This window comes from Ethanoligenens sp. (assembly GCF_047718355.1).
Lineage (GTDB): Bacteria > Bacillota > Clostridia > Oscillospirales > Ethanoligenentaceae > Ethanoligenens.
This window is the reverse complement of record NZ_JBDNLG010000034.1, coordinates 1-26370: the sequence shown is the minus strand read 5'-3', so window position 1 is coordinate 26370 and position 26370 is coordinate 1. Positions and strand designations below refer to the sequence as shown.

The window sequence follows — 26370 nt, the reverse complement described above, 5'->3', positions numbered from 1 at the left end:
GTGTAGATATGCTAAAATTCAAGTAGGAAATCGTGATTTTAGCCATGATTTACTTAGATAACCCAATCACGATTAGGACAATTATACAAATTTCTTGACTTTTTACCAACTATATTTCATCAATCATCTTTGTTTACAAAACCGTCAAGCGAGGTGGAAGAAATGTGCGCAAATGAACTAAAAAAAACAGGACACCAACAGGACCTAGAAGCGTTCCATGAAAGTGTATATCCGCTGGCCTATGAGTATTTTGGCGGACATTCATCACACCGTAACAAAAAATCCGGCGTCGTATTTCGCGTTTGGGTGCCAAAAGCTATCTCAGTTTCCATTGTAGGTGATTTTAACCAATGGGATGTGTCCAAGAATCCGATGTCTCCCGTAGATGGCCGTGGCGTTTGGGAAGGGTTCGTGCCCAGTATCAAAAGCTTTGAAATCTACAAATATCAGATTCAAACAGAGGATGGGCGCAGCTTTCTCAAGAGTGATCCCTTTGCCAACCACATGGAAACCAGACCAAACACCGCCTCACGTTATTACAATCTTTCCGGATACCATTGGAAAGATCAAAAATGGCAGGGCAAGAAGGCAAAAGAAACACTGTATGAAAAACCGCTCAACATCTACGAACTGCACGCGGGCTCGTGGAGAAAATATCCCGACGGCAACCCCTTTGAGTACCGCAAGCTGGCAGAGGAGTTGGTTCCTTACCTGAAAAAAATGGGCTATACACATGTGGAACTGATGCCCGTTCTAGAATATCCATTGGATGATTCTTGGGGATATCAGGTCACTGGTTATTTTGCACCCACCTCACGATACGGTTCTCCAAAAGATTTTATGGCATTCGTAGACTATTGCCATCAGGCTGGCATCGGCGTCATTATGGACTGGGTGCCCGCGCACTTCCCCAAAGACGCGCATGGGTTATACCGTTTTGATGGGGACTGCTGCTATGAATACGCCGACCCGCTCAAACAGGAGCATAAATCTTGGGGTACTTGTGTGTTCGACTACAGCAAAAGTGAAGTGCGCAGTTTCCTCATCTCCAATGCCATCTTCTGGTTTCAGAAGTACCACATTGACGGTCTGCGGGTAGACGCAGTTGCCTCTATGCTTTACCTGGATTACGACCGGAAAGGCGGCGAATGGCGGCCCAACAAGAACGGCGGAAACGAAAACCTGGAAGCGGTAACATTTTTGCAGCAGCTGAACACCATCGTGTTTGCACATTTCCCGAATGCCATGATGATTGCAGAAGAATCAACCGCGTGGCCGTTGGTGACAAAACCGGTGGCCGACGGGGGATTGGGATTCAACTTTAAATGGAACATGGGCTGGATGAACGATATGCTCGCATATGTTTCCACCGACCCGTTCTTCCGCAAAGACTGCCACAAAAACATCACTTTTTCATTCCACTATGCATTTTCCGAAAACTATATCCTCCCCATCTCACACGACGAAGTGGTACACGGCAAGCATTCACTTTTGGAAAAGATGTCCGGCGACAAGGAAGAACAGTTTGCGGGCATGCGCGTGTTCTTCGCATACATGACGGCGCATCCGGGCAAAAAGCTCCTGTTCATGGGCAACGAGTTTGGTCAGGAAGCCGAGTGGGACTGCCATGGCGTTCTCCAATGGGAATTGCTCAATGACAAACCGCATTTGACGCTGCAGAACTTTACCGCCGCGCTCAATCACTTTTATCTTGAGAATCCGCCTTTATGGCAAATTGATTTTTCTTGGGAGGGATTCCAATGGATATCCTACGACGACAATTTGCAAAACATCATCGCATTCAGACGCATCGACCGCCAAGGCAATGAATTGATTTGCTTATGCAATTTTGCGCCGATGCTGCGCGAGGATTACCGGATCGGCGTTCCCGTTGCCGGCAAATACGAGGAAGTGTTCAACACAGACGCAGAAAAATTTGGTGGAACGGGTGCGGGCAACCCGGACCTGGTGCCTACAGAGGAATTTCCCTTGCATGGTTACCAGCAGTCGGTTTCGCTCACCATTCCGCCAATGGCGGCAATCTTTTTGAAATACAAACCAAACTGAATTTCGGTTCGACTTTATGAAAGCGGGAGGTATGGGCTATGGCTGGAAAAACAAAATGCATCGCAATGCTGTTGGCCGGCGGACAGGGAAGCCGTCTGGGGGTTCTTACTAAGAACCGGGCAAAACCTGCCGTGCCATTTGGCGGCAAATATCGTATTATCGACTTTACTTTGTCTAACTGTGTCAACTCAGGTGTAAATACGGTAGGCGTACTCACGCAGTATCAGCCATTGGAGCTCAACGACTATATCGGTAACGGGCAGCCTTGGGATCTTGACCGCATGGACGGGGGCGTGCATGTTCTGCCACCTTACCAGCACCGCAAAGGAGCCGATTGGTATTCAGGAACCGTTAATGCAATTTACCAAAACATCCCATTTATCGACCGCTACAATCCCGAATATCTATTGGTGCTTGGCGGGGATCACATTTACAAAATGGATTACGCTAAAATGTTGTCCTTCCACACGGAAAAGCAATCCGACTGCACGATTGCCGGGCTAGTAGTTCCCAAAGACCAAGCTTCACGCTTTGGCATCATGAACACCAACGGGGACAACAGCATTTATGAATTTGAAGAAAAACCCGCGAGACCAAAAAGCAATTTTGCCTCTATGGGCATCTATATCTTCACATGGAAAAAGCTGCGCGCTTATATGACCTCCGAGGAAGGTCGGCAGCTTGACGATTTTGGCAAAGACCTTATTCCCACCATGCTCAATGAGGGCGAACGCATCTTCGCGTATCCGTTTGAAGGGTACTGGAAAGACGTGGGCACCATCGAAAGCTATTGGCAGTCTAACATGGATATCCTCAACCCGGCTTCTGGCTTGACTATGCACGACCCCAACTGGCGCATCTATGCCCGCAGCGCAGCCGAACCGCCGCATTATACGGGTCACAATGCGATTGTCCACAATTCCATTGTGGCAGAAGGCTGCGTCGTGAACGGCACCGTTTACAATTCAGTGCTGTTCTGCGGCGCAAAAATTGAAGCGGGCGCCGTGATACGCGACTCGGTTGTATTGCCGAATGCCATTATCCGCGCCGGTGCAAAGGTGCAAAAAGCCGTTATCGGAGAGGGGGCAGTAGTTGGGGAAAGCACCATTGTCGGTTTCCGCTCCGATGAAATCGGCAAGCCGGTCGCAGGAATCACCGTGGTGGGCGACCGCGTCCATGTGGGACGCAGCGCAATCGTCATGGAGGAATCTATGCTGGATACTGATATTCCAGAGGTGAAAGCGGTATGAATACAAAAACAACCGGCATTATTTTCGCAGACATATCAGATGGGAACTTGCATGAACTGACTGCGCACCGTCCCATTGCCTCTGTGCCTTTTGGCGGAAGATACCGTTTGATTGATTTTGCCCTTTCCAACTTTCACCGTTCGGACATCACCGACGTTGGCGTCATCGTGCAAAACAATTACCGTTCTCTGATGGATCATCTCGGTTCGGGTAAGGATTGGGATCTTTCCCGCAAACACGGAGGGCTCTCCATATTGCCGCCGCTCGCAGGACAGCCTATGTATCACACTCGTTTGGAAGCGCTCTGCGGCATCCGCAATTATCTGAGCGCGATTTCGGACGATTACGTGGTCCTTGCGAATAGTGACAATCTGTATAGCATGGACTTGAACGCGCTGATCAATCAGCATGTTGCCAACGGTGCGGATATGACGGTCGCTTACCGGCAGGAAAAGGTAGAAAAAAATTCCGGCAGCTCACTCCACGCGTATGAGACCGATGCGGACGGGCGGATCACTGCCATTGTCACCAATCCTGTAGCAGGTAAACAGCAGATCGGTATGCACTTGATGGTTTTCAACAAATCGCTTTTGCTTGAGATTATCAATGAGGCCGCCTCTTATGGGCTGACTAACCTGCACCGTGATATTCTGCAAAAGCGTACCGACAGATATCGTCTGTTTGGTTGGGAATTCAACGGATACACCGCCCGTATCGACTCTTTAAAGCATTATCTGAGCGCCAGTATGGATCTATTGGACGAGGATGTACGCGAGGATTTGTTCTACGCATGCGGCCCCGTTTGTACACGTGTGCGGGACGAAGTGCCCGCACAGTATGGCGAAAATGCATCGGTGAGCAATTCTTTCATTGCCGACGGGTGCACCATAGAGGGCGAAGTGGAAAATTCTATTTTGTTCCGTGGCGTTACTGTTGGCAGCGACACTAAAATCTCCAACTCCATCATTTTAAAAAACAGTCATGTTGGCAACAACACTGTATTGGATTACTGCATCATCGACAAAGAGGTGCAAATCGGTAATGATCGCTCCTTAATGGGTTACGGGACTTATCCGCTGTTTATCAGCTCGGGTAGTATCGTATAAATTGCCAAAACGTGGATGGCCGCAGTCCTGCAGTCATCCCGTTTTGGTGTTGAGAGATATTGAAACCAAAATGCCCGTATGACACAACGTCCACTGTTTGTACGGGCATCAATGTATAAGAAAGGGGAATGACATATGAAAATACTATATGCCGCTAGCGAGGCGGTACCTTTTGCCAAAACCGGCGGTCTTGCGGATGTAGCCGGCTCTCTGCCTAAAGCTCTTGTAGAAGAGGGCATAGATTGTCGTGTCGTGCTGCCATTATATGAAAACATTCCCGAATCTCTGCGGGAAAACATGCATTTTCTCTGCCATTTCCAAGTACCGGTCTCGTGGCGCAGCAAATATTGCGGTGTGTTCGAATCAAAAATCGGCAATGTCACTTATTACTTGATCGACGACGAATATTATTTCAAACGTCCAGGATATTACGGACATTACGATGATGCGGAGCGGTTCGCCTTTTTTGCGCGTGCAGTGGTTGAAATGCTTCCGCGCATTGGCTTCCAGCCGGATATCCTGCACGCAAATGATTGGCAAACCGCACTTGCCCCCGTCTATCTGCATGCATATTACCAGAAAGACCCCTTCTTTAGCGGCATGAAAACAGTCTTCACCGTTCATAATGTGGAATATCAAGGAAAATACGGATACGAAATATATAATGACATCCTTGGTCTGCCGCAGAATTTCTTTCACATCGTTGATTACGACGATTGTGTGAACTTCATGAAAGGCGCCATCGTCTGCTCGGATGCGGTCACCACTGTCAGCCCGTCCTACAGCTATGAGCTGCGCTATCCATATTTCTCGTTCGGGCTGGACCGCATCTTCACTATGGCCGGCTACAAAATGCACGGCATCCTCAATGGCATCAACAACGCGGCCAATGATCCATACACCGACAAATGTCTGTTTGCCAACTACAGCAAAACCAATCCAGTCAAAAAAGCCGTGAACAAACGCGGATTACAGCAAATGCTTGGTTTGCCTTTGGATGAAAACGCCATGGTCATCGGTTATATTGGGCGGCTTGTACGCGCCAAAGGTATTGAACTCATCCGGTTTGTGCTTGAAGAATTGCTCACGCACTCGGTGCAGCTGGTTGTGTTGGGCACGGGAGACTGGCAGTATGAGAACTTTTTTGCAGAAATGCAGCACCGCTTTCCGGGAAAACTGGCCGCGCGCATTGCCTTTTCCGATGACCTTGCCCGCAAAATCTATTCGGGTGCAGACGCGCTGCTGATGCCGTCCCGTTCCGAGCCGTGTGGCCTCTCTCAGCTAATCGCGTTGCGTTACGGTACAATACCCATCGTACACCAGATTGGCGGGTTGGCAGACAGTATTACAGATGCTGGTGACAACACCGGCAACGGCTTCACATTCAAGCAATTTAACGCCCACGATATGCTCGGCGCCATTAGCCGTGCAGAAGGTGTTTTTGCGAACAAGAGCATGTGGAAAGCACTGGTTTCGCGCGCTATGTCCTGCGACTTTAGTTGGAGGCACTCGGTGAAAGATTATAAAGGGATGTATGAAGAGGTTCTGCGCTGACGTGATACTGTTGCCAGCACCCCAAGTTCCAAGGCAGCCGGTTTTCCCACGATGCAGCATGGAAACAAGACATAAGAAAAAACAGGAGGCGGACATTCATGCGCTTACCTTACAGTAAAGCACAAGCAAAAGCAAATATACAGTCCAAACTGGAGTGCCATTTCGGCGTAACGCCTTCCCGTGCGACGCCAGAGCAAATGTACAATGCTGTGGCCATGGCTGTACAGGATATTCTTTCTGCCCAGCGTAGAGAATGGACAGAAAAAAGAAGGCGCAGCAAAGGTAAAACCGCCTATTACCTTTGCATGGAGTTTTTGATGGGTCGTTCTCTCAAAAACCATTTATTCAATTTGAACGCAACCAGCATATTTACGGATTGCGTAAAAGATATGGGATTCAATCTGACCGATCTGTATGAGCTGGAACCGGATGCAGGGCTCGGCAACGGTGGTCTGGGTCGGTTAGCGGCCTGTTTTCTGGATGCCGCCGCGGGCTTGCGCTATCCCCTGTATGGCTATTCCATTCGGTACGATTATGGGATTTTCCGGCAAAAAATCGTGGACGGCTGGCAAACCGAACTGCCGGATTTTTGGCTGCCGGGCGGTGAAGTCTGGCTCACCCCCCGTCCAGACGAAGCCGTAACAGTCGAATTTGACGGCGAAATCAAGGATGAATGGAACGGCAGCCACCACAGCGTTTCCGTCACCGGCCAGCACGTGGTCACAGCGCTACCGTATGATATGATGGTTTCCGGCTATAAAAGCGGTGCCGTAGGTGTCCTGCGCCTGTGGAGTGCACGCAGCCCCTCGTTCGACATCGGGTTGTTCAACCAGGGCGACTATATGCACGCCATAGAAGAGAGCTCGATGGCGGAGGTCATCAGTAAGGTGCTTTATCCCTCCGACAACCATATAGAAGGCAAAAGCCTGCGCCTGCGCCAACAATATTTTCTGGTTTCCGCTTCCATGCAGGACATCATTCGCAAGCATATCGCGCGATACGGTACACTGGCCAACCTGGCGGAGAAAATCGCCATCCACATCAATGAAACACACCCCGCGCTCAGCATTCCGGAACTCATGCGTATTTTGCTCGATGACCACGGCTATGGGTGGGATGACGCTTGGGCGGTGGTCACCAAAATTGTCGCCTATACCAACCATACGGTCATGCATGAAGCGTTGGAGGTCTGGCCGGAGGAACTATTCTCCCGGATGCTGCCACGCATCTACCAGATTGTGCACGAGATCAACGAACGACTCTGCAAACACCTCTGGATTTATTACCCGAACGATTGGAAAAAAATCTCCTACATGGCAGTCATCGCTTACGGGCAGATTCGCATGGCCAATCTCTGTATTGCCTGCTGCCACTCGGTCAACGGCGTTTCCACCATCCATTCAAATATCATCAAAACGTCTCTTTTCGCGGACTATGCACGCACGTTCCCCGAAAAATTTACCAATGTCACCAACGGTATTGCGCACCGGCGCTGGTTGGCGCAGTCCAACCCGGAACTCTCCTCACTTCTCCAGGAGCTGATTGGCAATGGTTTTCTGACGGATGCAGCACAGCTCACCAAACTGCGTGCTTATGCCGACGACCCCGCTGTTCTGGACCGTTTAGAAAAGATCAAACGCAACAATAAAGCACGCATGTCCGATTATGTCAAACAAACGACTGGCATAATCCTTGACCCTGATTCCATCTTCGACGTACAGGTCAAGCGGCTGCATGAATACAAACGGCAGCTAATGAATGCCCTGCACATCCTGCATCTGTACGACCTCTTGAAGGCTAATCCGCAATTGGACATCCCACCGCAGACATTCCTGTTCGCGGCAAAAGCGGCGCCCGGCTATTTAATGGCAAAGCAAATTATTCGTTTGATTTGCTCCATCGCCAAAGAAATAGACAGCGACCCGGTTATTTCCAAGAAATTGAAAGTTGTCTTTTTGGAAGACTACCGCGTCACCCTTGCTGAACTGTTGATGCCTTCCGCCGAGATCAGCGAACAGATTTCCCTTGCCGGCACCGAAGCCAGCGGCACCGGCAATATGAAGCTGATGATCAACGGCGCCGTGACGCTCGGCACGCTGGATGGATCGAATGTTGAAATGCTTGAAGCCGTAGGGGAAAACAATATCTTGATTTTCGGTCTGCATGCGGACGAGGTCGAGGCTCTGCGTACCAAAGGCTACAGCCCCACCGCTTATTATCACAACAATCCGGACCTACGTGCCGCGCTTGACCGGTTGAGCGGCGGAATCGGCGGAATACGGCACCCGGAGATAAGCGACTCCCTGATTGGCAAAGGCAGCGGGCAAGCCGACCCATATATGGTACTGGCTGATTTCGCCTCTTATTGCACCATCCACGAGGAAGCGCTCGCACGGTATGCCGACCGCAAGAAATGGAACCGTATGTCATTGATAAATATCGCGTCGGCGGGCGGATTTTCGGCTGACCGTGCGCTGCGTGAATATGCAAAAAACATCTGGGATTTGGAGACAGTCGATTGATATTTTCCTGACGGTCCGGCTTACATTTTGTCTGCCGGAAAATACATTGAAAATGAAAAGGGAGGGTTCGTTTGGGCAACGAGATCTATGACGCATGGGATACCACTTATAAAAGTCCATTTGGGGCTCTGTCCACGTTTCAAAGCGCATGTTTTTTCATCCGTCCGCCACAAACCGACGGCGTACACGCGGCAAGGATGTATATCCATGCCGACGGAGACGGTGGATGGGGAATCGACATGCAGCGTGCCGATGGTGATGAACATCGCGATGCCTTTTTTTGCACCTGTGCATTGGCAAGGCCGGGTCTATACTGGTATACATTCACATTGGAAACACAGAATGGCCCTCGCAAACTTGTGCGAGGGCACGGTGGCGCGGCCAAGATGGTATCTATCGACCATAAAGACGGAGAATGGCAGTTAACCGTCTATGACCCCAGTTATCATACGCCCGATTGGCTGGCCGGCGGCCTAATATACCAAATATTTCCTGACCGCTTCCGTCGGGGCGGCGGCAAACTACCGGAACACATGCCGCCTGACCGTGTATTGCGCACCGAATGGGACAGTATGCCTGAATACCGCGCGGAAGAAGATGAATTTGCCTTTTCCAGCACGTATTTCGGCGGAAATCTGGCAGGTATCACGGAGAAACTGCCCTACCTGCGCGAACTGGGTGTAACAGCCTTGTACTTGAACCCTATTTTTGAGGCACATTCCAACCATCGTTACAATACCGCCGATTACATGAAGATTGATCCTTTACTGGGTACCGAGAATGATTTCCGTACTCTGTGCAAAAAGGCCAAAGCCATGGGCATTGGCATCATTCTGGACGGCGTATTTGGTCACACCGGTGATGACAGTGTCTATTTTAACCGGACGGGCCGTTATGGAAGCGGCGGCGCCTTTCAATCGAAAGAGTCCCCTTATTTCAGCTGGTATCAGTTTAAATCATGGCCGACCCAGTATCGCTGCTGGTGGAATTTTGACACCTTGCCACAAGTAAACCAAATCGCGCCGACATTTTTAGAACTGATTACTGGAAAAGACGGCGTGTTGTCCCATTGGATGAACGCGGGCGCAATGGGCTGGCGGCTTGATGTAGCCGACGAGCTGGACCCCGCTTTTATCGACCGCCTGCGCGTGTGCGTCAAGGAAACCAATCCGGACGGCGTAGTCATTGGCGAGGTTTGGGAAGATGCCTCCATCAAAATCGCCTACGGAAAGCGGCGGCATTATCTGCTGGGCAAAGAGTTGGACGGCGTGATGAACTACCCGTTCCGCGATGCCATTCTTGCCTTTTTACGGGGCGGAAACGCAGACGCCCTGCATATCACCGTTACCCAGATTGCAGAGAACTACCCTGCCCCGGCTATGCGCACCACTCTGAACCTGTTGGATTCGCATGATACCGAGCGCATTCTTACCGCACTTGCAGGCGCTGACGGCGAGGGGCATGACCGCGCTTGGAAGGCAAAACAGTGCCTTTCACCAGAAGAGCGGAAACGCGGATTGATTTTGCTGAGACTCGCCTATGCTATCCTGTTTTTTTTGCCTGGCGTACCCTGTATCTACTATGGGGATGAAGTGGGCATGGAAGGATATGATGACCCGTTCTGCCGCCGCACCTATCCATGGGGAAATGAGGACACCTCACTGCTTGTGACGGTACGTGCATTGGCCAAGCTGCGCCGCGCCTGTCCTGTACTGGCGGACAGTGCTTACAACACGTTGGCAGCGAAAGACGGATTATTTGTCTTCCGGCGCGGCGTCGGAGAGGATCAACTGATCTGCGCCGTTAACCGTTCTGATACAGCCGCCGCGTTCACTCCGCCGCAAGACGGCTCTGCATTCAAACTTCTGGCGGGTAATGAAGATTCGTTTTGGGATATCCCCGCCCAAAGCTTTAAGTTGTTTGGTTCGGGCCAATGGATTAAAAAAACGGAACCGTTTCCCACAAAATCGAAATAACAAAACGCCGGGCAAATGCCCGGCGTTTTGTTATTTCAGACAAGCTGCTCATGTTTTTAGGTGAACACCGCCCTGAAGCATCCTCGTCAAAAAGTGTAGCACCGGTTTCCATAAATGCGGATAGGCCCGTAAAATCCACATGCGCGCCTGCTCTGCCGTTTCGATGGGAATCTGCCGTCCGTTCATATATAAGATCTTTTTGCCGTCATCCCCGACTACAAACGCGAGATGTCCGCTGGCAGAACCGCCCACTGCAATATCAGATGCAAGCGCCGCGCCGCCTACCGCACATTTTCCCACAGCCAACCCTCCAAAAGCCAAGACGCCGACCGCCACGCCGCCAAAGGCAACAATGCCAACTGCCGCTCCCCCCGATGCCAACAAACCTGCGGCTATCCCGGCAAATGCCAACACCCCCAATGCAAACGCGCCAAGGGACAGCCCTCCAATAGCAAGCACACCCAGGGAAACCACCCCGATGGAGATTCCCCCTACCGCAACAATGCCTTTAGCAACATATGGCCGCCCCCAGCCGAGGTTTACGTGCAACAACGGGATACCAAACAGGGTCTGTTTGCTCTTGTATTCATAATGGTAAGCCGGCAGACCGAGCATATATGGCGCTTGAGAAAATGCAGCTTGACCGCTGTCCGCCTCCCCCTTTACCAAGTCGTCCAGACTTACGCCAAACAGCTTGCTCAGGATAATCAGTTTTTCCATATCCGGCTGCGACTGTCCCGCTTCCCATTTAGACACCGCCTGTCTTGATACGGCGCACGCCTCCGCCAGCTTTTCCTGCGACAGCCCCGCCTTTTTTCGCAGGACCTGTAATCGCTCATTGAACTCCATTTGCCTCACCTCGCGTCTATCATACAGGAAAAACGCGGATATGGCTACCACACAGCGCTATCAATTTGTCAACCTGAGGTTGCATTGTCCAACTTCATACCAAAAACAACGCACTCATAGATCACGTGTGCGAAAAATTATACACGCCGCTGTCAGCAGTCCGACTGTCAGCGCACAGGCCCACAAAACAGGCGCCAGCAATCTTTCTGGTGCAAGGCCGTTGAGCAGCTCCAGACCGCGGGAGACAAGCGCCGACGGCGCATCGTCTTTCAATATCGGAAATGCTGCGCAAGCGAGCAGCATCCCCCAAAGAACCACCGAGCCGACAGCCGCCAGCAGATAGCTGGGCGAAACCGCACTGCAAAACACCGCTGCGGCGAGCGTCAGCACGCCAAAAAACCACAGGCAGAACAGTGCGGCAACCACATGCGAGAGCCGTCCGTTGGGAAAGAGCAGCACCGTATAAACTGCACAAAGCCCGGCTGCCACCGCATACGAAACACTCCAGACCAGCACGGCACAGGTAAATTTCGAAAGGATGAACGCCGTGCGGGACAAACCGCGCGTAAGCATCAAGCGCACGGTGCCCTTCGAGGTCTCGATTGCCACACAACCGGAAGCAATCAATAACACAACCAAAAAGCCAATCTGTCCGACGTTTTTGAAAAACTGCGCATAGGCATCCGCAGCCGTGGGCGCAGGAATGGAAATGGGTACGGTGACTGCTAATTTCAGCAAATCCGGCGTCAGTTTCGCCATCAGCGGGCTAGATATGCCAAAAAACAGCAGCACCAAAAAGATTGCGATGCCTTTGAATGTCCGCACCTGTTCGACACATTCCTTAACAGTAAACAACCAGAACCTACGCATCCCGCATCACCTCCATTAACCGTTCCTCCAACGCGGAACGAATGGGCGCGAAGTGAAGCAACGGAATGCCTAATTTCGCCAAGAGCGGGCAGATACGCGCATAGAGCGCGTCCGCGTCGATGCAGTGAATGAAAAGCGCACCGTCATTCTCCACTGTGACCGATCGCACCATACCAAGCGCACGCAAATGCTCGGCAAGCAACGGAGCTTTTTCCGGCATGGCAGTTGCCAGTGTGAACGAATGCCCCGCATACTGTTTCTCCAATTCCGCCAACCCGCCGGTAAGCGCCATTCGTCCGCCCTGCAGGATGCCCACGGTATCACAGACGCGCTGCACGTCGGCAAGTACGTGGGTGGAAAACAGCACTGCCACCTGCCCTTTTAACGCCATAATCAATTGCAGCACATCTTCGCGCCCTACCGGGTCGAGTGCCGAAGTCGGTTCATCCAAAATGAGCAATTGCGGATGGTGCAGCATTGCCTGTGCGATGCCAAGACGTTGCTTCATCCCGCGTGAAAACCCTGCGATACGCCTCCGCACATCCCCAAGCCCCACCTGTGTGAGCATCTCCTGCGCACGATTTGCCGCTGTTTTCGTTCTCATCCCCGAAAGCTGTCCGCAAAGTGTCAGATAAGCAAGCGGCCGCATCGTACCATAAAATGCGGGGACATCCGGCAGATACCCGATATGCCGCACCGGTGAGCCAAACCGCACCCGTTCACCGCAGACCAGAATTTCCCCGGCGGTCGTGCGCGCCAAACCCACCATCATACGGATAGATGTCGTTTTTCCCGCACCGTTGCGCCCCAAAAAGCCGAAAATGCTGCCCGGCTCGACCGACATGTCCAATCCGTCTACAGCCTTGAACCGGCCGTATATTTTTTGTACACCGCGCAGTTCCAACAGCGCCATATCACGCGTCCTCCCTGCCAAACACCAAATACAGGATTGGCCCGACGATCTCTCCCAGCACAATAATGACCGCCCAGACCGGCACGTTCAACGTGCGCGTTTTCCGATGCCGAATCAGATGAATCAGTGCGGTCAGCATCAGTACCAACTGCACCGCCGCCAGCGGCAGGATAAACGGCCAATATACTTTTAGCATTCCCATTATAAAGCACCCCTTTCTTTCTACTCTTGATACGATGCCGGGCGCAGAAAAGTTCCCTGTCCAGATGGAAATACACAAAAAAATGCACGGGTGACAAAGCACCCGTGCGATCAAAAACGGCATTCTTCAGTGACGGCGCTTGCCTCGCCGGACAACCACGAAATAATAGACAATGGAGGGCAACGGGAAAGACAGCAGCCCCCACAAGCCCCAGAGCCATGGAAAGACGCCCCGTTTCTGCGCATTGCGAAACAACAGGATACCCTGTGGAATGCAGACGACGAACGCGGCGGCTACAATTATCCATTGCACCGGTGTGACATGTGCAAAATCCCAGTTGACATGTGGGGTAAAGATTTGCCAAACCTTCATATCCGCCCCGCCTTTTCCCGCTTGCGATTTTTCCACCCAACGCATAGAACGGCAACAAGAAATACCATCTGTAGGATACCGAACGCCGCCGTATTGTGCAGCAACAGAAAAAGCGCCCCAGCCGTCACGAACACCGAGAGCAGGACGAACGCCATCAATTCGAGCCGCTGCCGTTTGGCACGTTTCACCTGTGAGGCACGCACCAGCGGGAGCAAAGATGGCGTCTGCGGCAATGTGTTGTCCAGTTTATGCAGACTTTTACGCAAACGGTTTTCCAAATCACTCGGCATGGTCGTCCAACTCCTTTCGCAGCTTCGTCAGCGCGCGCGCCATTCGAGACTTAACTGTTCCAACCGGCACATGCAGTATCTGCGCGATTTCATCATAGGCATATCCCTGCCCATAATACAGCGCCACCGGCGCACGCAATTTGGGACTGAGATGTCCGACCGCCGCCAAGACTGCATCCTTTTCAGCCAACTCGGCGGCAAAGTCGCCAAGCTCTCCGTCCGCATCCTCCAGTGACACCGCCGGTTTTCGTTTTCGCCTGCGGCAGTCATCCAGCCAAAGGTTCTTAGCAATGGCAATCAGCCAAGTAGAAAGCAATGCACGGTCAGGGTCGTAAGCGGTAAAATGGTCGATGGCCCGTATCATGCACTCCTGCGAGAGATCAGCCGCCCATGTGCTGTCCAGCGTCAGCTTGCACAAAAAGCGGTAGACCGCCGCGTATTGATCTTCCAACAGCGTTGCCAGTGCAAACGCGTTCCCCTCCTGCGCGGCGCGTATCTGCTCTCGCTCGCTGTCCATGCCATCCCTCCCGCAATCCTTTTTGAGCAATATATCACACAACTGACCTGTCAATCATTTTAACGTCACACCTATGTTACGAACGTGCATCTTGTTCGGTTCCCTTTTTCAGCAAACTTTTTTAACGTGCCAATACCTCGACACGGCCGACACCGGACAACATTTCCGTCATGGCCTGCCCCAACCGGCAAATTCCTTCTTGGATCGCCGCCTCGTCGGAATTGGTATAGTTCAGCCGTAAGGTGTTGACATCCGACCGGTCCACATAGAATGGTGCGCCGGGTACAAATGCCACCCGCATGGCTGACGCCCTCTGGAACAAGTCGATGGAGGACATCCCCTCCGGCAAGGTCGCCCACATGAACATACCGCCCTGTGGTCGGGTACAATGGACATCCGGCGGGAAATACCGCGCAATCGCATCTGCCATGCAGTCGCTGCGCATTTTATACATCTGCCGGATCTTCTCAATGTGCTTATCCAAATCGTTATCTGCCAGATAACGCGCCACCACCCGCTGGGCAAATGCATTGGTATGCAGGTCGGATGCCTGCTTGGCAACAATCAGTTTTTCCATAATTTCCGGCTTAGCGCAGATCCAGCCAAGACGCATGGCAGGCGCGACAATCTTAGAGAACGATCCGAGCAAAATGCTCTGCCCGCCCAGAAACGTGCGCATAGACGGCGCTTCTTCACCTGCAAAACGCAGTTCCCCATAGGGGTCATCCTCAATAAAAATCGTATCGTGCTGTTTCAAAACCGCCGCGGCCCGTTCTCTGTTTGCACGCGAATAAGACAGCCCTGATGGATTCTGAAAGTTTGGCACGGCATAGAACAGCTTGGGCGCGTGCGTTTCCAGCACAGCCTGCAAGGCGTCCACGGCAACGCCGTCTTGACGCAGCGGCACAGTGTGAAAATGTGGACTGAACAGAGAAAATGCCTGAATTGCGCCCAAATAGCCCGGTGCTTCAAGCAGCACCCCGTCCCCTTCATCCAAAAACACCTTTCCAATTAGATCAAGCCCCTGCTGTGAACCGTTGGTGATGAGTATCTCCTCCGGCGTGACCCGCAAGCCAAACCGTTTGGCATACCGTGCGCAGATAAACTCCCGCAACGGTAAAAAACCCTCGGTGGTGCTGTATTGCAAAGCGTTTGCGCCGTCCTCCTCCAGCACGGCCTGTGCCGCCCGGTCAATGGCCTCTACCGGAAAAGATGCGGGGCTGGGCAACCCGCCTGCAAACGAAATGACCGAAGGGTCTTCCGTCACTTTAAGAATCTCGCGAATAAAGGACTTTTTCACATGCCCCATACGTTCTGCAAACACCGTTTCCATGCTGGTCTTTCCTTTCTATTCTGTGCCTTGACGGCAAATAAAAAAGCCCCCGTCCTATTCTAAATAGGACGAAAGCTACACCTTTCGCGATACCACCTATGTTCGCACGCCAAACACGCACGCACTCCGCCCGCACGGGCACAAACAGCCGATGCGGTGTTCCCTGTAACGGTGGACTTCCGTTGGAGCCTACTTGCGCACTGCGCGTTCGATCCACAGCTCCGGGGCTACTTTCCACGCACCGCCGCAGGGATTTCCACCATCCATCCCCTCTCTGCGCCGACAATCACGTGTACTCTTCCCTTTCAAAGCCTTTTTCCATATGAATGCCTATATTGTACGGCCTGCCCATCTGTTTGTCAATAAGAATTTGGTTTCAAAACTGTCATATGCCGCTTTCTTTTTAAAGCTTCTTTTTCTCTGCACCCGGCTTGGACATCCTGTCTCCAATCAGCCGCAGATTATTTTGCAGGCGGCTGTTCTGCGGCGCAAACGCCAACGCCTTTTTGGCATGTTCCGCCGCGCGTGCGAACATACCCAACCGATAGCAGGCAATGACACAGAGGTCGTCCGGCGTTTCATCCCATGAATACCCCATATTCACATAATTCTGCGACCGCCCTGAAATTTGCAGTGCTTCTTCGGTGAGAAAAAACACCTTGTGCCAGTCTTCCAACGCATAAGCCATCTGTGCGCATTCGACATAGGCGTCACGCATCCACGGCGCTTCACCCATGGCTCGATAATACCATTGATAGGCTTCGCTATGCGCGCCAAGCTGCCAGTGGGCCTTGGCAATCCAACGCATCGCAGCGGCGCGTTCCTCCGCCCATGTGGATGATGGCAGCTCCAAATACGCCTTGAGCGTAGAAATGCAGGCGTCCCACCGCCCGGCATACAAGTATTCCCTCCCCAGATAATACCGCATCCGCTCGCTCTGCGGGTCCTCCCGCACTGCCGTTTCCAGCAAAGTAAGATAGCTGCCGCGCGACTTTGCCGGGTCCGGATGATGGTCAAGTACCACTCCGTCAAGAAAAACCTTCCGTTCCGGCTCTGGGCGTGTCCATTCAATATATTCATGCACCGGGTACCGCCAGCGATATCCGTTCCGGGCATGGATCTTGGCATATACGAACTGCATATCGGGGCTGCCGTCCGACTTCAGGCTCCAGTTATACAGGTAACGCCCGTTGCTTGTATCCGACCGCCACGCCTGCTCCAATTTTTCGCGCCAACCCGGACGAAACACCTCATCCAGATCGGTACACACACAAATGTCCACATCGTTGGGTACATGCGTCAGCGAGCGGTTGCGCGCTTCGTCAAATCGCCATGGCTGAATTGTTTCCGAAAACACCTGTGCGCCGCGTGCACGCAATTTTTCTATCGTATGGTCGTCGGAACCGGTATCGGTCACCACGACGAGGTCGGCCTCCCCCATAGAATCCATCCACCGATCCACAAACGCTTCCTCATTTTTACAAATGGCATAAACCGCCACGTTCCACCGCATACAATCACCCTTGCCCCACATTTTTGGCGTGGATACACTTTAGATTTTCCCGCAGGCGCGTATCTGCCGGCCGAATAGCAAGCGCCGCCGCGGCATCGTTCTCGGCTTGCGCATACAGCCCCAACTGCCAGTCCGCAATCGCACGGAAATCATAAAGCGCATAGCCCCAAGCGTCCGGTTCTACCAGATAGCTTCCGGACGACTGTTGGATTGACAACCCCTCGCAGGTCATTCCATACAGCAACGGCCAATTCTGCCAGCGGTATGCTATTTTTGCTGCTTCCCAATACGGTTCACGCGCCTGGGGGCATTCCGCAATCGCGCGGTAAAGCCAGCTTCGTGTACTCCATGCATCTCCTTCTGCCAGAAAGCACCGTGCCAGAAAACGCATGGAAGCACAGCGCTCCTCATCCCATCGGGCAGTCGGCAATTGCAGATGCTGCCGCAACGTGCGGATGGCGTCGTCATACCGTTCATGAAAAACATATTCCCGCCCCAGCCAGAAAGCAGTGCTGCTGTCCTGTGGATTTTCTTTTGCCGAACACTCCAGCAGCGGCAGATATTGCCCGCGCGATTTGGCCGGGTCAGGGTAATGACTAAGCACCACCCCCTCCGCCCAGACGGCTTTCTGTTCCGCTGTGCCGCTGTATTCCAGCACCTCATGCACCGGATGAACCCAGCGGTAACCCTGGCGGGTGTGGATTTTCTCATACACAAACTGCACAGCCGCCGTTTTGTCAGGATTCATTTTCCAGTTATAAAGATAACGTGCCAGTTTCGTATCCGGCATCCAGGCATGTTCCAGCCGTTCCCGCCAGCCAACGCTGAATACCTCATCCAGATCGGTGCAGACGCAGATATCCGTATCCATCGGCACACGCGCAAGCGAACGGTTACGTGCCTCGTCGAACCGCCACGGATGTACCTCTTCAACAAATACCTCTGCGCCGCGCATGCGCAGTTTTTCCACCGTAAGGTCGGTAGAGCCTGTATCCACTACCACCACACGGTCAGCTTCTTTCATCGAATTCATCCAGCGATCCACAAAGCCTTCTTCATTTTTGCAAATAGCATATACGCAAACTCGATACGGCATCGTCCCATCTCCTGTTCCGCTATCCGTTTAGAACGCAGTGTCCCTCTACACAAACTATTCAAAATCAGGGAGTGGGTGCAAAAACCGTTTAATGCTACGGTCTCAAGCGGTTGGATATTCCTGCGTGATTTGGCTGATTTCATGCAAATACGTTCATGGATTTTTGCTTAAGTGTAGCGTATTTATGCAATCTCCTTAAAATTTGAGACATTTTGAATGATTTTTTAGCGATTTGAATTGACAATGACCGTTTGATATTGTATGATAGTCGTGTAATAAATGCATTATATTATATGCGGTAAGAAGTGTACAAAACATTGTGGGGAGGTTGCAGTTAAGATGAAAATCAACGAATTACTCAGCGAAACTGGCATTGAGCTCAACGCCACTGTCGGTTCCAAAGAGGAGGCCATTGACAAACTGATTGGGTTGTTGAATGACGAAGGATGCATCTCAGACAAAGACGCATTCAAGAAGGGTATTCTCACAAGGGAATCACATAGCTCCACCGGTATCGGCGGCGGCATTGCGATTCCTCACGCAAAAGTAGACGCGGTGAAAAAAGCTGGTCTTGCCGCCATGACTGTTCCAGCCGGCGTAGATTATCAGGCAATGGACAAAAAACCGTCCGACCTGTTTTTCATGATTGCCGCACCAGCTTCCGGCAGCGACATCCATTTGCAGGCATTGCAGCGGCTTGCAGTCATCTTGATGGATCCGTCGTTCAAAAAAAGCCTGCTCGAAGCCAAAAACAAACAAGAATTCCTCTCGCTGATTGCGCAGAAGGAAGCCGAAAAATATCCCGAGAAACCGGAAGAAGCCGCCAAAACGGAAAAACCGGCCGAGACTTCCGTCAGCAAAGCCAAATATCGTGTATTGGCAGTCACCGCCTGTCCAACCGGCATTGCCCACACGTTCATGGCTGCTGAAAATCTGGAACTCAAAGGCAAAAAAATGGGCATCCCGGTCAAGGCCGAGACCAATGGCGCGGACGGCGCGAAAAATGTGCTGACCGACGAAGAGATTGAAGCTTGCGACGGCATCATCGTCGCGGCGGATAAAAACGTGGAGATGGCACGGTTCGACGGCAAACCCGTCGTGATTGCAAGCGTCTCCGCCGGCATCAACAAAGCAGAAGAGCTAATCCAACAGGTGGTGGATGGCAAAGCGCCCATCTACCACCACGCAGGCGGGAAAGCAAGCAGCTCCGCAAGTACAGGTAAGGAAAGCTTTGGACGCCAAATCTATAAAAACTTAATGAACGGCGTTTCCCACATGCTGCCGTTCGTCGTCGGCGGTGGCATACTCATTGCAATCGCGTTTTTGATCGATTCCGCCAGCGGCGTGCACGGTGGTCCGAGTTTCGGTTCCACCACCCCGCTCGCCGCGTTCTTCAAAGGGATTGGCGGTTTCTCCTTCAATATGATGCTGCCGGTTCTTGCCGGTTTCATCGCTATGAGTATTGCCGACCGGCCCGGCCTCGCCGTTGGTTTTGTCGGCGGCTTGGTCGCTCAGTATGGCGCCACCTTTGCCAATCCGCTGGGCACAACAGCCGCTGCGGACATCGTATCCAAAACGCATACCGTCAGCGCCGGATTCCTTGGTGCATTACTTGCCGGTTTCATTGCCGGTTATATGGTGCTGCTGCTGAAAAAAGCGTTCAGCAGATTCCCCAAAGCGCTTGAAGGCATCAAACCCGTTCTCCTCTATCCGCTGGTTGGTATTTTTGTAATCGGCGTGATTATGGCCGCGATCGACCCGTTGATGGGCCTCATCAACGTTGGCATCGGAGATTTCTTGACCTTCCTCAACGGCACGCGCGCCTCCGCTCTGGTCGGCATCATCATTGGCGGTATGCAGGCAACAGATATGGGCGGCCCCATCAACAAGGCAGCTTATCTCTTCTCTACCGGTTTGCTCGCCAACGCTTCGCTGCCCGGCACCTCCGCAGCCACAGCAAGTATGAGCTATCGCATTATGGCTTCCTGCATGGCAGGCGGCATGGTGCCCCCGTTGGCCATCGCCCTTTGCACCACGCTTTTCAAAACCCGTTTCACACCCAAAGAACGGCAGTCCGGTTTGGTCAACTATATTCTGGGCCTTTCGTTCATCACTGAAGGCGCCATCCCGTTTGCGGCGGCAGATCCGCTGCGTGTCATTCCTTCCGTAATGGCCGGTTCCGCCGTTGCCGGCGGCCTGTCCATGTTCCTTGGCTGCCAACTGCACGCTCCGCATGGTGGTATCTTCGTGTTGCCGACCATCAGCAATCCGCTTGGTTACTTCATTGCGCTGGCAGTCGGCATGGTCGTGGGCTGTATTATCCTTTCTATTCTGAAAAAACCGCTTCCGAAAGAAGTCTATGATGCGGAACTGACAGAAGGGGGCAGCGACCTGTTTTGAAGCAAAAATGTGCTGAAGAGGCAATTAAATATGTTCGGGATCATACGGTCATAGGCTTGGGCGGCGGAAGCACAGTCTCTATTCTGGTCGGCCTGATTGCCAAAGCGGGGCTTTCGGTTCAGGTTGTCTCGCCTTCCACCCGCACTGCCGCGCTCTGTGTGGAGAACGGACTGCCGGTCGTACCCACCTGGATGGTAGACAGCCTGTCGGTTGCATTCGACGGCTGCGATGAAGTGGATGCGGATCTGAACGCCTTGAAGAGCGGCGGCGGCATCCACACCAACGAAAAAATCATCGCTTCCATGGCTGAAAACTACATGTTGCTGGTGGATGAAACAAAAGTATTTGAGACTTTGCCATTCACCCATCCGGTCGTGTTGGAAATCATCCCGGAAAGCAAAAGCTACGTGGAAAAACACGTGAAAGCGCTGGGGGGCGAACCGGTCTTCCGCACCAGCGGTGCAAAGGATGGGTTCACAGTCAGTGACCATGGCAACTATTTGTTGGATATCACGATTGCGCCGCCGGCAGACCTTGCCGCATTCCATGAAACCTTGATTCACATTCCAGGCGTGGTGGACACTTCCCTTTTCTATCATATTGCATCCTCGGCCTTAATAGCCGGAACCGACGGCGTCCGTCTTTTGACACGCAAATAAAACACTTCCAAACAGCTTCCTTCATCAAGGAGGCTGTTTGTTGATTGTTCCTATTCGTCTTTGCACGCGGCGCTAACGTCGGCGCGCAACATCTACACATCGCACATAAGGAGGATTTATTCATGGCTTACAATTGGGGACTGATTGGCACAGGTGTCATCGCCAAAGAAATGGCCGCGGCGTTAAAAGCAGTCAATGGTGAAATTTACGGCGTTTGCAGCGGCAGTATTGAGGCCGCACAGAAATTTGCGGCGGAATACGGTGTATCACATGTTTTTGACAGTGCAGATGCACTGCTTGCCGACCCGCATGTGAATATCGCCTACATTGCCACACCACACAACCTGCATTATGAAATGCTCTGCAAAACCGTAAACGCCGGCAAACATGTGTTTTGTGAAAAGGCCATCACGGTCAATGAGAAACAATTGGAGGAAGTTGTCGCGCTGGCCCAAAAGAAAAATGTGGTCGTTATGGAGGGCATGACGCTCTATCATATGCCGGTCTACAAAAAGCTGCGGGAAATCGTCGCTTCCGGCGCTATCGGCAAGGTCAAAATGGTGCAGGTCAACTTTGGCAGCTGCAAGGAATACGATGTGAAAAACCGGTTCTTCAGCAAAGAGTTGGCGGGCGGCGCGTTGCTGGATATTGGTGTTTATGCCGTTTCGTTCGCGCGGTATTTTCTGGAGAAAAAACCAAACGTGGTCCTCACCACCCCGCAGTATTTTGAAACCGGTGTGGACGAACAGTCCGGCATCATCATGAAAAACGATTGCGGTCAGATGGTGGTAACCGCATTGACTATGCGCGCCAAACAACCCAAGCGCGGTGTGGTCGCGGGCGAAAAAGGCTTCATCGAAGTGAGCAACTACCCGCGTGCGGACAAAGCGACAGTTACCTATACGGCAGACGGGCATACCGAAGAAATTGCAATAGGGGAAACCTCCAAGGCCCTGCAATATGAAGTAGCAGACATGCAGGACGCCATAGCCAACCGTACAGGAGACGAGGCACTGGGCTGGACGCGCGATGTAACCAGCCTGCTGGCAATAATCCGCAACCAATGGGGCATGGTATACCCATTTGAATAACGAAACAGCCGGCATTGCAGACCGTGTGGTTTCTTTCACTGCATTTTCCAATGCATAAAATCATGTATCGACAGGCTCTGCCTTTATGCAATAAACGCTGCGCCGAATCTGATACAATGCAGCGCTGATCCTGATGGAAGAATAGGTCTCCCGGTATTGCGCCGCGGAGGCCTATTTCCGTATCTGCAAAGTTTCTTTGCAACCGCAAACACCGCAATGCCGTGCTGCGCTTACCTTTTCTGCTCCTTTTAATGATGAAGTTATCTTGGAAAGGAGCAAACATGCTTGTCATGCCTATTTTTATGGCATATAATGTACAGAGATACATGGTTTCGCTTTGATTTTAACCAAAACATACATTTTATTCCATTTCAGTAAACCTGTGCATCAATCAATGTGGACAACCTGTAATAGATTGTAAAAATCACCATCGGCAATGTGATGACGGAGGGCAAGAATGGATCAGCATATTTTCAAAGTCAAAAAATCAAAACTGGATGGCACGGAACAGGTGTTCGATCATGCATCATGCCTGGGAACCAACAGGCTTCCAGCGTGTGTGGATCTCCGTCCGTTTTGTCCGCCAGTAACCAACCAAGGCACGGCAGGCACCAGCACTGCACATGCGTCCGTGGCGGCTCGCACAATGCTGGCCAAGAGCGCCTCTTTGGTTTTTTCTGCCGCCATGCAGCATTACAATGAACGGGGCATTGCGTGCAATACAGGTGCAAATCCAGAAATCAGTGGAAAAGATATCGTCAGCGCGCTTGTGAAATACGGTGTGTGCCCGCAATCGGATATGCCCCATGTAGTCGGAAATGATGCCCCGCCCGCACAGGCTTATGCCAGCGGGTTGCGGTATCGCATCAGTGGGGGCGCGATTGTAAATGGATTGACAGGCATAAAAACCGCATTGTTCATCAAAGAGCAGCCCGTTTTGCTTGGGATTACCGTCTATGAAAGCTTTGAAAACACCAGTACGGCACAATCGGGCATCGTACAGATGCCTGGATTGGGTGAACAGGAGCTTGGCGGGCATGAAGTACTAATTGTTGGATGGACGGATATCGTAGGTGGCAGAATCATCCCGATTGATGGCTGGAGCACCACCAGAGAAGGCTGTGACCTGCTGGATTTGCTCTTTTGCCAAAATGGTTATACCGGATACTTCATTGTCCGCAACAGTTGGGGAAGCGATTGGGGAATCAATGGTTATTTCCTGCTTCCATATGAATACGTTGTCAAATATGGATTTGAGCAATGGCTCCTCTGCGCTGTGGAAAGGCCTCCTGTGAGCGCCCAGCCAATCGTCTGTGAACGGGTAGCGGTTGTTCAAGTCTGATTATTGTTGCGCGAAAATGCCAGTTGTCCGAGCAAAAAGCCCCACGACCAGATTACAGGCCGTGGGGCTTAATGGATTGCGGTCAACCAGCAGCCATCATCTAATGTATTATGACAGTCTGCTTTTAAAATCATCATAACCGAATTGGTGCAAAATGTTACAACTGCCGTCTTTGCCGCGCAAAACGATGGCTGGCAGCTGCATCCCGTTGAATGTATTGTTTTTTACCATGGAGTAAATTGCCATATCCTCGAACACCAGCCTGTCACCGGGGACAAGCGGTCGATCGAAGGAATACGCACCAATCATATCGCCCGCAAGGCAGGTTGGGCCGCCCAAGCGATAGGTATACTGTTTTTCGTCTGGCACACCCGCATCCAGTATTGATGGACGATAAGGCATTTCCAGTACATCAGGCATGTGGCAGGCGGCGGAGGTATCCAGAATAGCAATGTCCACACCGTTGTGAAGTGTATCAAGAACAGTCGTGACCAAAAAACCGGCGTTGAGCGCAACAGCCTCTCCCGGCTCTAAATAAACCTGCACATCATACTTTTCCTGCACGCGGCGGATACATGCTTCAAGCGCGACAATGTCATAACCGGGTTTGGTGATATGATGCCCACCACCAAAATTCAGCCATTCCATCTGCCGCAGCCACGGGCCAAACTGATTCTCTACCGCTTCCACCGTCTGTATCAATGCATCCGCATCCTGCTCACACAACGTATGAAAATGGAGGCCGGACACCCCCTCCAACCCCGCAGAGTCAAAGTTTTCACGAGTAACGCCCAGGCGTGAGCCGGGTGCGCAAGGGTCATAGATTGCATGCCCCTGCTGTGTGGAAAACGCAGGGTTGACGCGCAGCCCGACGCTCTTTCCGGCACACAGAGCCCGCTCCTTGAACTTCTCGAGCTGCGCAAAGGAATTGAAAATGATGTGATCGCACAGAGCCGTGATTTCATCAAATTCTTCCGCACGATAACCCGGTGAGAAGATGTGGTTTTCTTTATCCATCTCTTCTCGACCAAGCTTTGCCTCATATAAACCGCTCGCCGCCGTGCCGCTAAGGTATTGACCAATAAGCGGATACATCGCATACATGGAAAACGCCTTCTGAGCCAGCAAGATGCGGCATCCGGTACGGTCCATGATACCGCGGAGAATCTTCAAATTTTTTTCAAGGAGGGCCTCATCCACAACGTAGCAAGGAGTTGGGAGCTGTTCCATCGTCATGTTAGTCTACCAGATCGGGATGCTGGCTTTCCTGCCATGGCAAACCCCATTGTCCAAGCGCATCCATAAACGGATCGGGGTCAAATTCTTCAATGTTGTGGACACCCGGTTTCTTCCACTTGCCTGTCATAAGCATCATGGCGCCAATCATCGCAGGCACGCCGGTGGTGTAGGCAACGGCTTGCAAGCCGGTTTCCTGATAACATTTTTGGTGATCGCAAATATTGTAGATGTAAGTTGTTTTTTCCTGCCCATCCTTCATACCGCGGAAGATGCAGCCTATGTTGGTTTTGCCCTTGGTACGCGGGCCAAGAGACGCCGGATCCGGCAGCAAGGCTTTCAAGAACTGAAGCGGAACGATCTGCATCCCCTCATAATCAATCGGCTTGATCGACGTCATCCCTACGTTTTGTAGGCAGCGAAGGTGCGTAAGATAACTTTCACCAAACGTCATGAAAAAGCGAATGCGTTTGATACCAGGGATGTTCAGCGCGAGGGATTCAATTTCCTCATGGTGAAGCAAGTACATCTTTTTTTCACCAATCTCGGGGAAATCATAGGTGCGCTCAATTTCCATCGGCTTGGTTTCAACCCATTTTCCATCTTCCCAATAACTGCCGTTTGCCGATACTTCGCGTATATTGATCTCGGGGTTAAAATTCGTCGCAAACGGATACCCGTGGTCGCCCGCGTTGCAGTCGAGAATATCAATATAATGAATCTCATCAAAAGAATGCTTGAGCGCATATGCCGAAAACACACCGGTTACGCCCGGATCAAAACCACTGCCGAGCAGTGCCGTGATACCCGCCTGCTCAAAGCGGGCGCGGTACGCCCACTGCCACTTATACTCAAATTTTGCGGTATCCTCCGGTTCATAGTTCGCAGTATCCACATAGTTTGTCTTTGTAGCCAGACAGGCATCCATGATGGCAAGATCCTGATAAGGCAGGGCCAGGTTCAGCACAACATCCGGTTTTTCCTGATTGATGAGTGCAATCAAAGCATTAACATCGTTTGCATCCACCTGTGCAGTCGTAATTTTTGTCTTGCCGCCGGAAAACTTGCTTTTCACTTCGTCACACTTCGATTTGGTGCGGCTTGCAATACAAATCTCCTCAAACACAGCGCTGTTTTGGCAGCATTTCTGGATGGCGACTTTGGCCACTCCCCCGCAACCGATGATTAACACTTTCCCCATATCATATCTCC

22 protein-coding genes and 1 other annotated feature are annotated in these 26370 nt (G+C 51.8%); of the genes, 10 read left to right on the top strand and 12 right to left on the bottom strand.

What is annotated here, in order from left to right; all coding sequences use genetic code 11:
• The first annotated feature begins 162 nt into the window (after nt 1–162).
• The 6 genes from glgB to ABF463_RS07015 all read left to right on the top strand — a co-directional run bounded on the left by glgB (nt 163) and on the right by ABF463_RS07015 (nt 10475).
• On the top strand, nt 163–2067 hold the full coding sequence (gene glgB / locus ABF463_RS07040; RefSeq protein WP_415532867.1) for a 1,4-alpha-glucan branching protein GlgB: 1905 nt from the start codon (nt 163–165) through the stop codon (nt 2065–2067).
• A gap of 38 nt (nt 2068–2105) precedes the next feature.
• Entirely contained in the window at nt 2106–3317 is a 1212-nt protein-coding gene (locus ABF463_RS07035; RefSeq protein ID WP_415532866.1) for a glucose-1-phosphate adenylyltransferase, read from the top strand.
• Complete coding sequence (gene glgD / locus ABF463_RS07030; protein ID WP_415532865.1) at nt 3314–4423, top strand: glucose-1-phosphate adenylyltransferase subunit GlgD; 1110 nt, start codon at nt 3314–3316, stop codon at nt 4421–4423. Before ABF463_RS07035 ends, glgD begins: the two co-directional genes overlap by 4 nt.
• Nucleotides 4424–4558: 135 nt before the next feature.
• Nucleotides 4559–5977 carry a glycogen synthase GlgA gene (glgA, locus tag ABF463_RS07025; RefSeq protein WP_415532863.1) on the top strand — a complete coding sequence of 473 codons (1419 nt, stop codon included), beginning with the start codon at nt 4559–4561 and terminating at the stop codon, nt 5975–5977.
• Nucleotides 5978–6075: 98 nt separating this feature from the next.
• The gene (locus ABF463_RS07020; protein WP_415532862.1) at nt 6076–8499 is read left to right on the top strand and encodes a glycogen/starch/alpha-glucan phosphorylase; all 2424 of its coding nucleotides are present in this window, start codon (nt 6076–6078) and stop codon (nt 8497–8499) included.
• A gap of 71 nt (nt 8500–8570) precedes the next feature.
• Nucleotides 8571–10475, top strand: a complete 1905-nt coding sequence (locus ABF463_RS07015) for a glycoside hydrolase family 13 protein (protein WP_415532861.1) — start codon at nt 8571–8573, stop codon at nt 10473–10475.
• A 48-nt stretch (nt 10476–10523) separates the two neighbouring features.
• Here the strand turns inward: ABF463_RS07015 and ABF463_RS07010 are convergent, their stop codons facing one another.
• The 10 genes from ABF463_RS07010 to ABF463_RS06965 all read right to left on the bottom strand — a co-directional run bounded on the left by ABF463_RS07010 (nt 10524) and on the right by ABF463_RS06965 (nt 18430).
• A complete protein-coding gene (locus tag ABF463_RS07010) occupies nt 10524–11324 on the bottom strand; it encodes a helix-turn-helix domain-containing protein (RefSeq protein ID WP_415532860.1) in 801 nt (266 codons plus the stop codon).
• Between the two features lie 114 nt (nt 11325–11438).
• Nucleotides 11439–12194, bottom strand: coding sequence for an ABC transporter permease (locus ABF463_RS07005; protein ID WP_415532859.1), 756 nt, complete (start codon nt 12192–12194; stop codon nt 11439–11441).
• Nucleotides 12187–13107 (bottom strand): ABC transporter ATP-binding protein, encoded by a 921-nt coding sequence (locus ABF463_RS07000; RefSeq protein ID WP_415532857.1) that lies wholly within the window; start codon nt 13105–13107, stop codon nt 12187–12189. Before ABF463_RS07000 ends, ABF463_RS07005 begins: the two co-directional genes overlap by 8 nt.
• A gap of 1 nt (nt 13108) precedes the next feature.
• Entirely contained in the window at nt 13109–13309 is a 201-nt protein-coding gene (locus ABF463_RS06995; RefSeq protein WP_415532856.1) for a PLDc N-terminal domain-containing protein, read from the bottom strand.
• A 126-nt stretch (nt 13310–13435) separates the two neighbouring features.
• Nucleotides 13436–13681 carry a hypothetical protein gene (locus ABF463_RS06990; RefSeq protein ID WP_415532855.1) on the bottom strand — a complete coding sequence of 82 codons (246 nt, stop codon included), beginning with the start codon at nt 13679–13681 and terminating at the stop codon, nt 13436–13438.
• The gene (locus ABF463_RS06985; protein ID WP_415532854.1) at nt 13678–13971 is read right to left on the bottom strand and encodes a DUF5345 family protein; all 294 of its coding nucleotides are present in this window, start codon (nt 13969–13971) and stop codon (nt 13678–13680) included. Before ABF463_RS06985 ends, ABF463_RS06990 begins: the two co-directional genes overlap by 4 nt.
• Entirely contained in the window at nt 13961–14488 is a 528-nt protein-coding gene (locus ABF463_RS06980; protein WP_415532853.1) for a sigma-70 family RNA polymerase sigma factor, read from the bottom strand. Before ABF463_RS06980 ends, ABF463_RS06985 begins: the two co-directional genes overlap by 11 nt.
• A 121-nt stretch (nt 14489–14609) precedes the next feature.
• Entirely contained in the window at nt 14610–15821 is a 1212-nt protein-coding gene (locus ABF463_RS06975; protein WP_415532852.1) for a PLP-dependent aminotransferase family protein, read from the bottom strand.
• Nucleotides 15822–15882: 61 nt separating this feature from the next.
• Nucleotides 15883–16139: a binding site (T-box leader), on the bottom strand.
• Nucleotides 16140–16224: 85 nt separating this feature from the next.
• A complete protein-coding gene (locus tag ABF463_RS06970) occupies nt 16225–17334 on the bottom strand; it encodes a tetratricopeptide repeat protein (RefSeq protein WP_415532851.1) in 1110 nt (369 codons plus the stop codon).
• A gap of 4 nt (nt 17335–17338) precedes the next feature.
• Complete coding sequence (locus tag ABF463_RS06965) at nt 17339–18430, bottom strand: glycosyltransferase (RefSeq protein WP_415532850.1); 1092 nt, start codon at nt 18428–18430, stop codon at nt 17339–17341.
• Between the two features lie 339 nt (nt 18431–18769).
• On the opposite strand from ABF463_RS06965, the gene ABF463_RS06960 reads away from it, so the two are divergent.
• The 4 genes from ABF463_RS06960 (at nt 18770) to ABF463_RS06945 (ending at nt 23922) form a co-directional block, all read left to right on the top strand.
• A complete protein-coding gene (locus ABF463_RS06960; RefSeq protein WP_415532849.1) occupies nt 18770–20830 on the top strand; it encodes a fructose-specific PTS transporter subunit EIIC in 2061 nt (686 codons plus the stop codon).
• Nucleotides 20827–21489, top strand: a complete 663-nt coding sequence (gene rpiA / locus ABF463_RS06955) for a ribose 5-phosphate isomerase A (RefSeq protein ID WP_415532848.1) — start codon at nt 20827–20829, stop codon at nt 21487–21489. The genes ABF463_RS06960 and rpiA overlap by 4 nt, the downstream gene beginning before the upstream one ends.
• Nucleotides 21490–21611: 122 nt before the next feature.
• Nucleotides 21612–22580 (top strand): Gfo/Idh/MocA family protein, encoded by a 969-nt coding sequence (locus ABF463_RS06950; protein WP_415532847.1) that lies wholly within the window; start codon nt 21612–21614, stop codon nt 22578–22580.
• A gap of 457 nt (nt 22581–23037) precedes the next feature.
• Entirely contained in the window at nt 23038–23922 is an 885-nt protein-coding gene (locus ABF463_RS06945; protein ID WP_415532846.1) for a C1 family peptidase, read from the top strand.
• A gap of 108 nt (nt 23923–24030) precedes the next feature.
• Here the strand turns inward: ABF463_RS06945 and nspC are convergent, their stop codons facing one another.
• Nucleotides 24031–25158 (bottom strand): carboxynorspermidine decarboxylase, encoded by a 1128-nt coding sequence (gene nspC / locus ABF463_RS06940; protein ID WP_415532845.1) that lies wholly within the window; start codon nt 25156–25158, stop codon nt 24031–24033.
• A gap of 1 nt (nt 25159) precedes the next feature.
• Entirely contained in the window at nt 25160–26359 is a 1200-nt protein-coding gene (locus ABF463_RS06935) for a saccharopine dehydrogenase C-terminal domain-containing protein (RefSeq protein WP_415532868.1), read from the bottom strand.
• Nucleotides 26360–26370 lie beyond the last annotated feature (11 nt).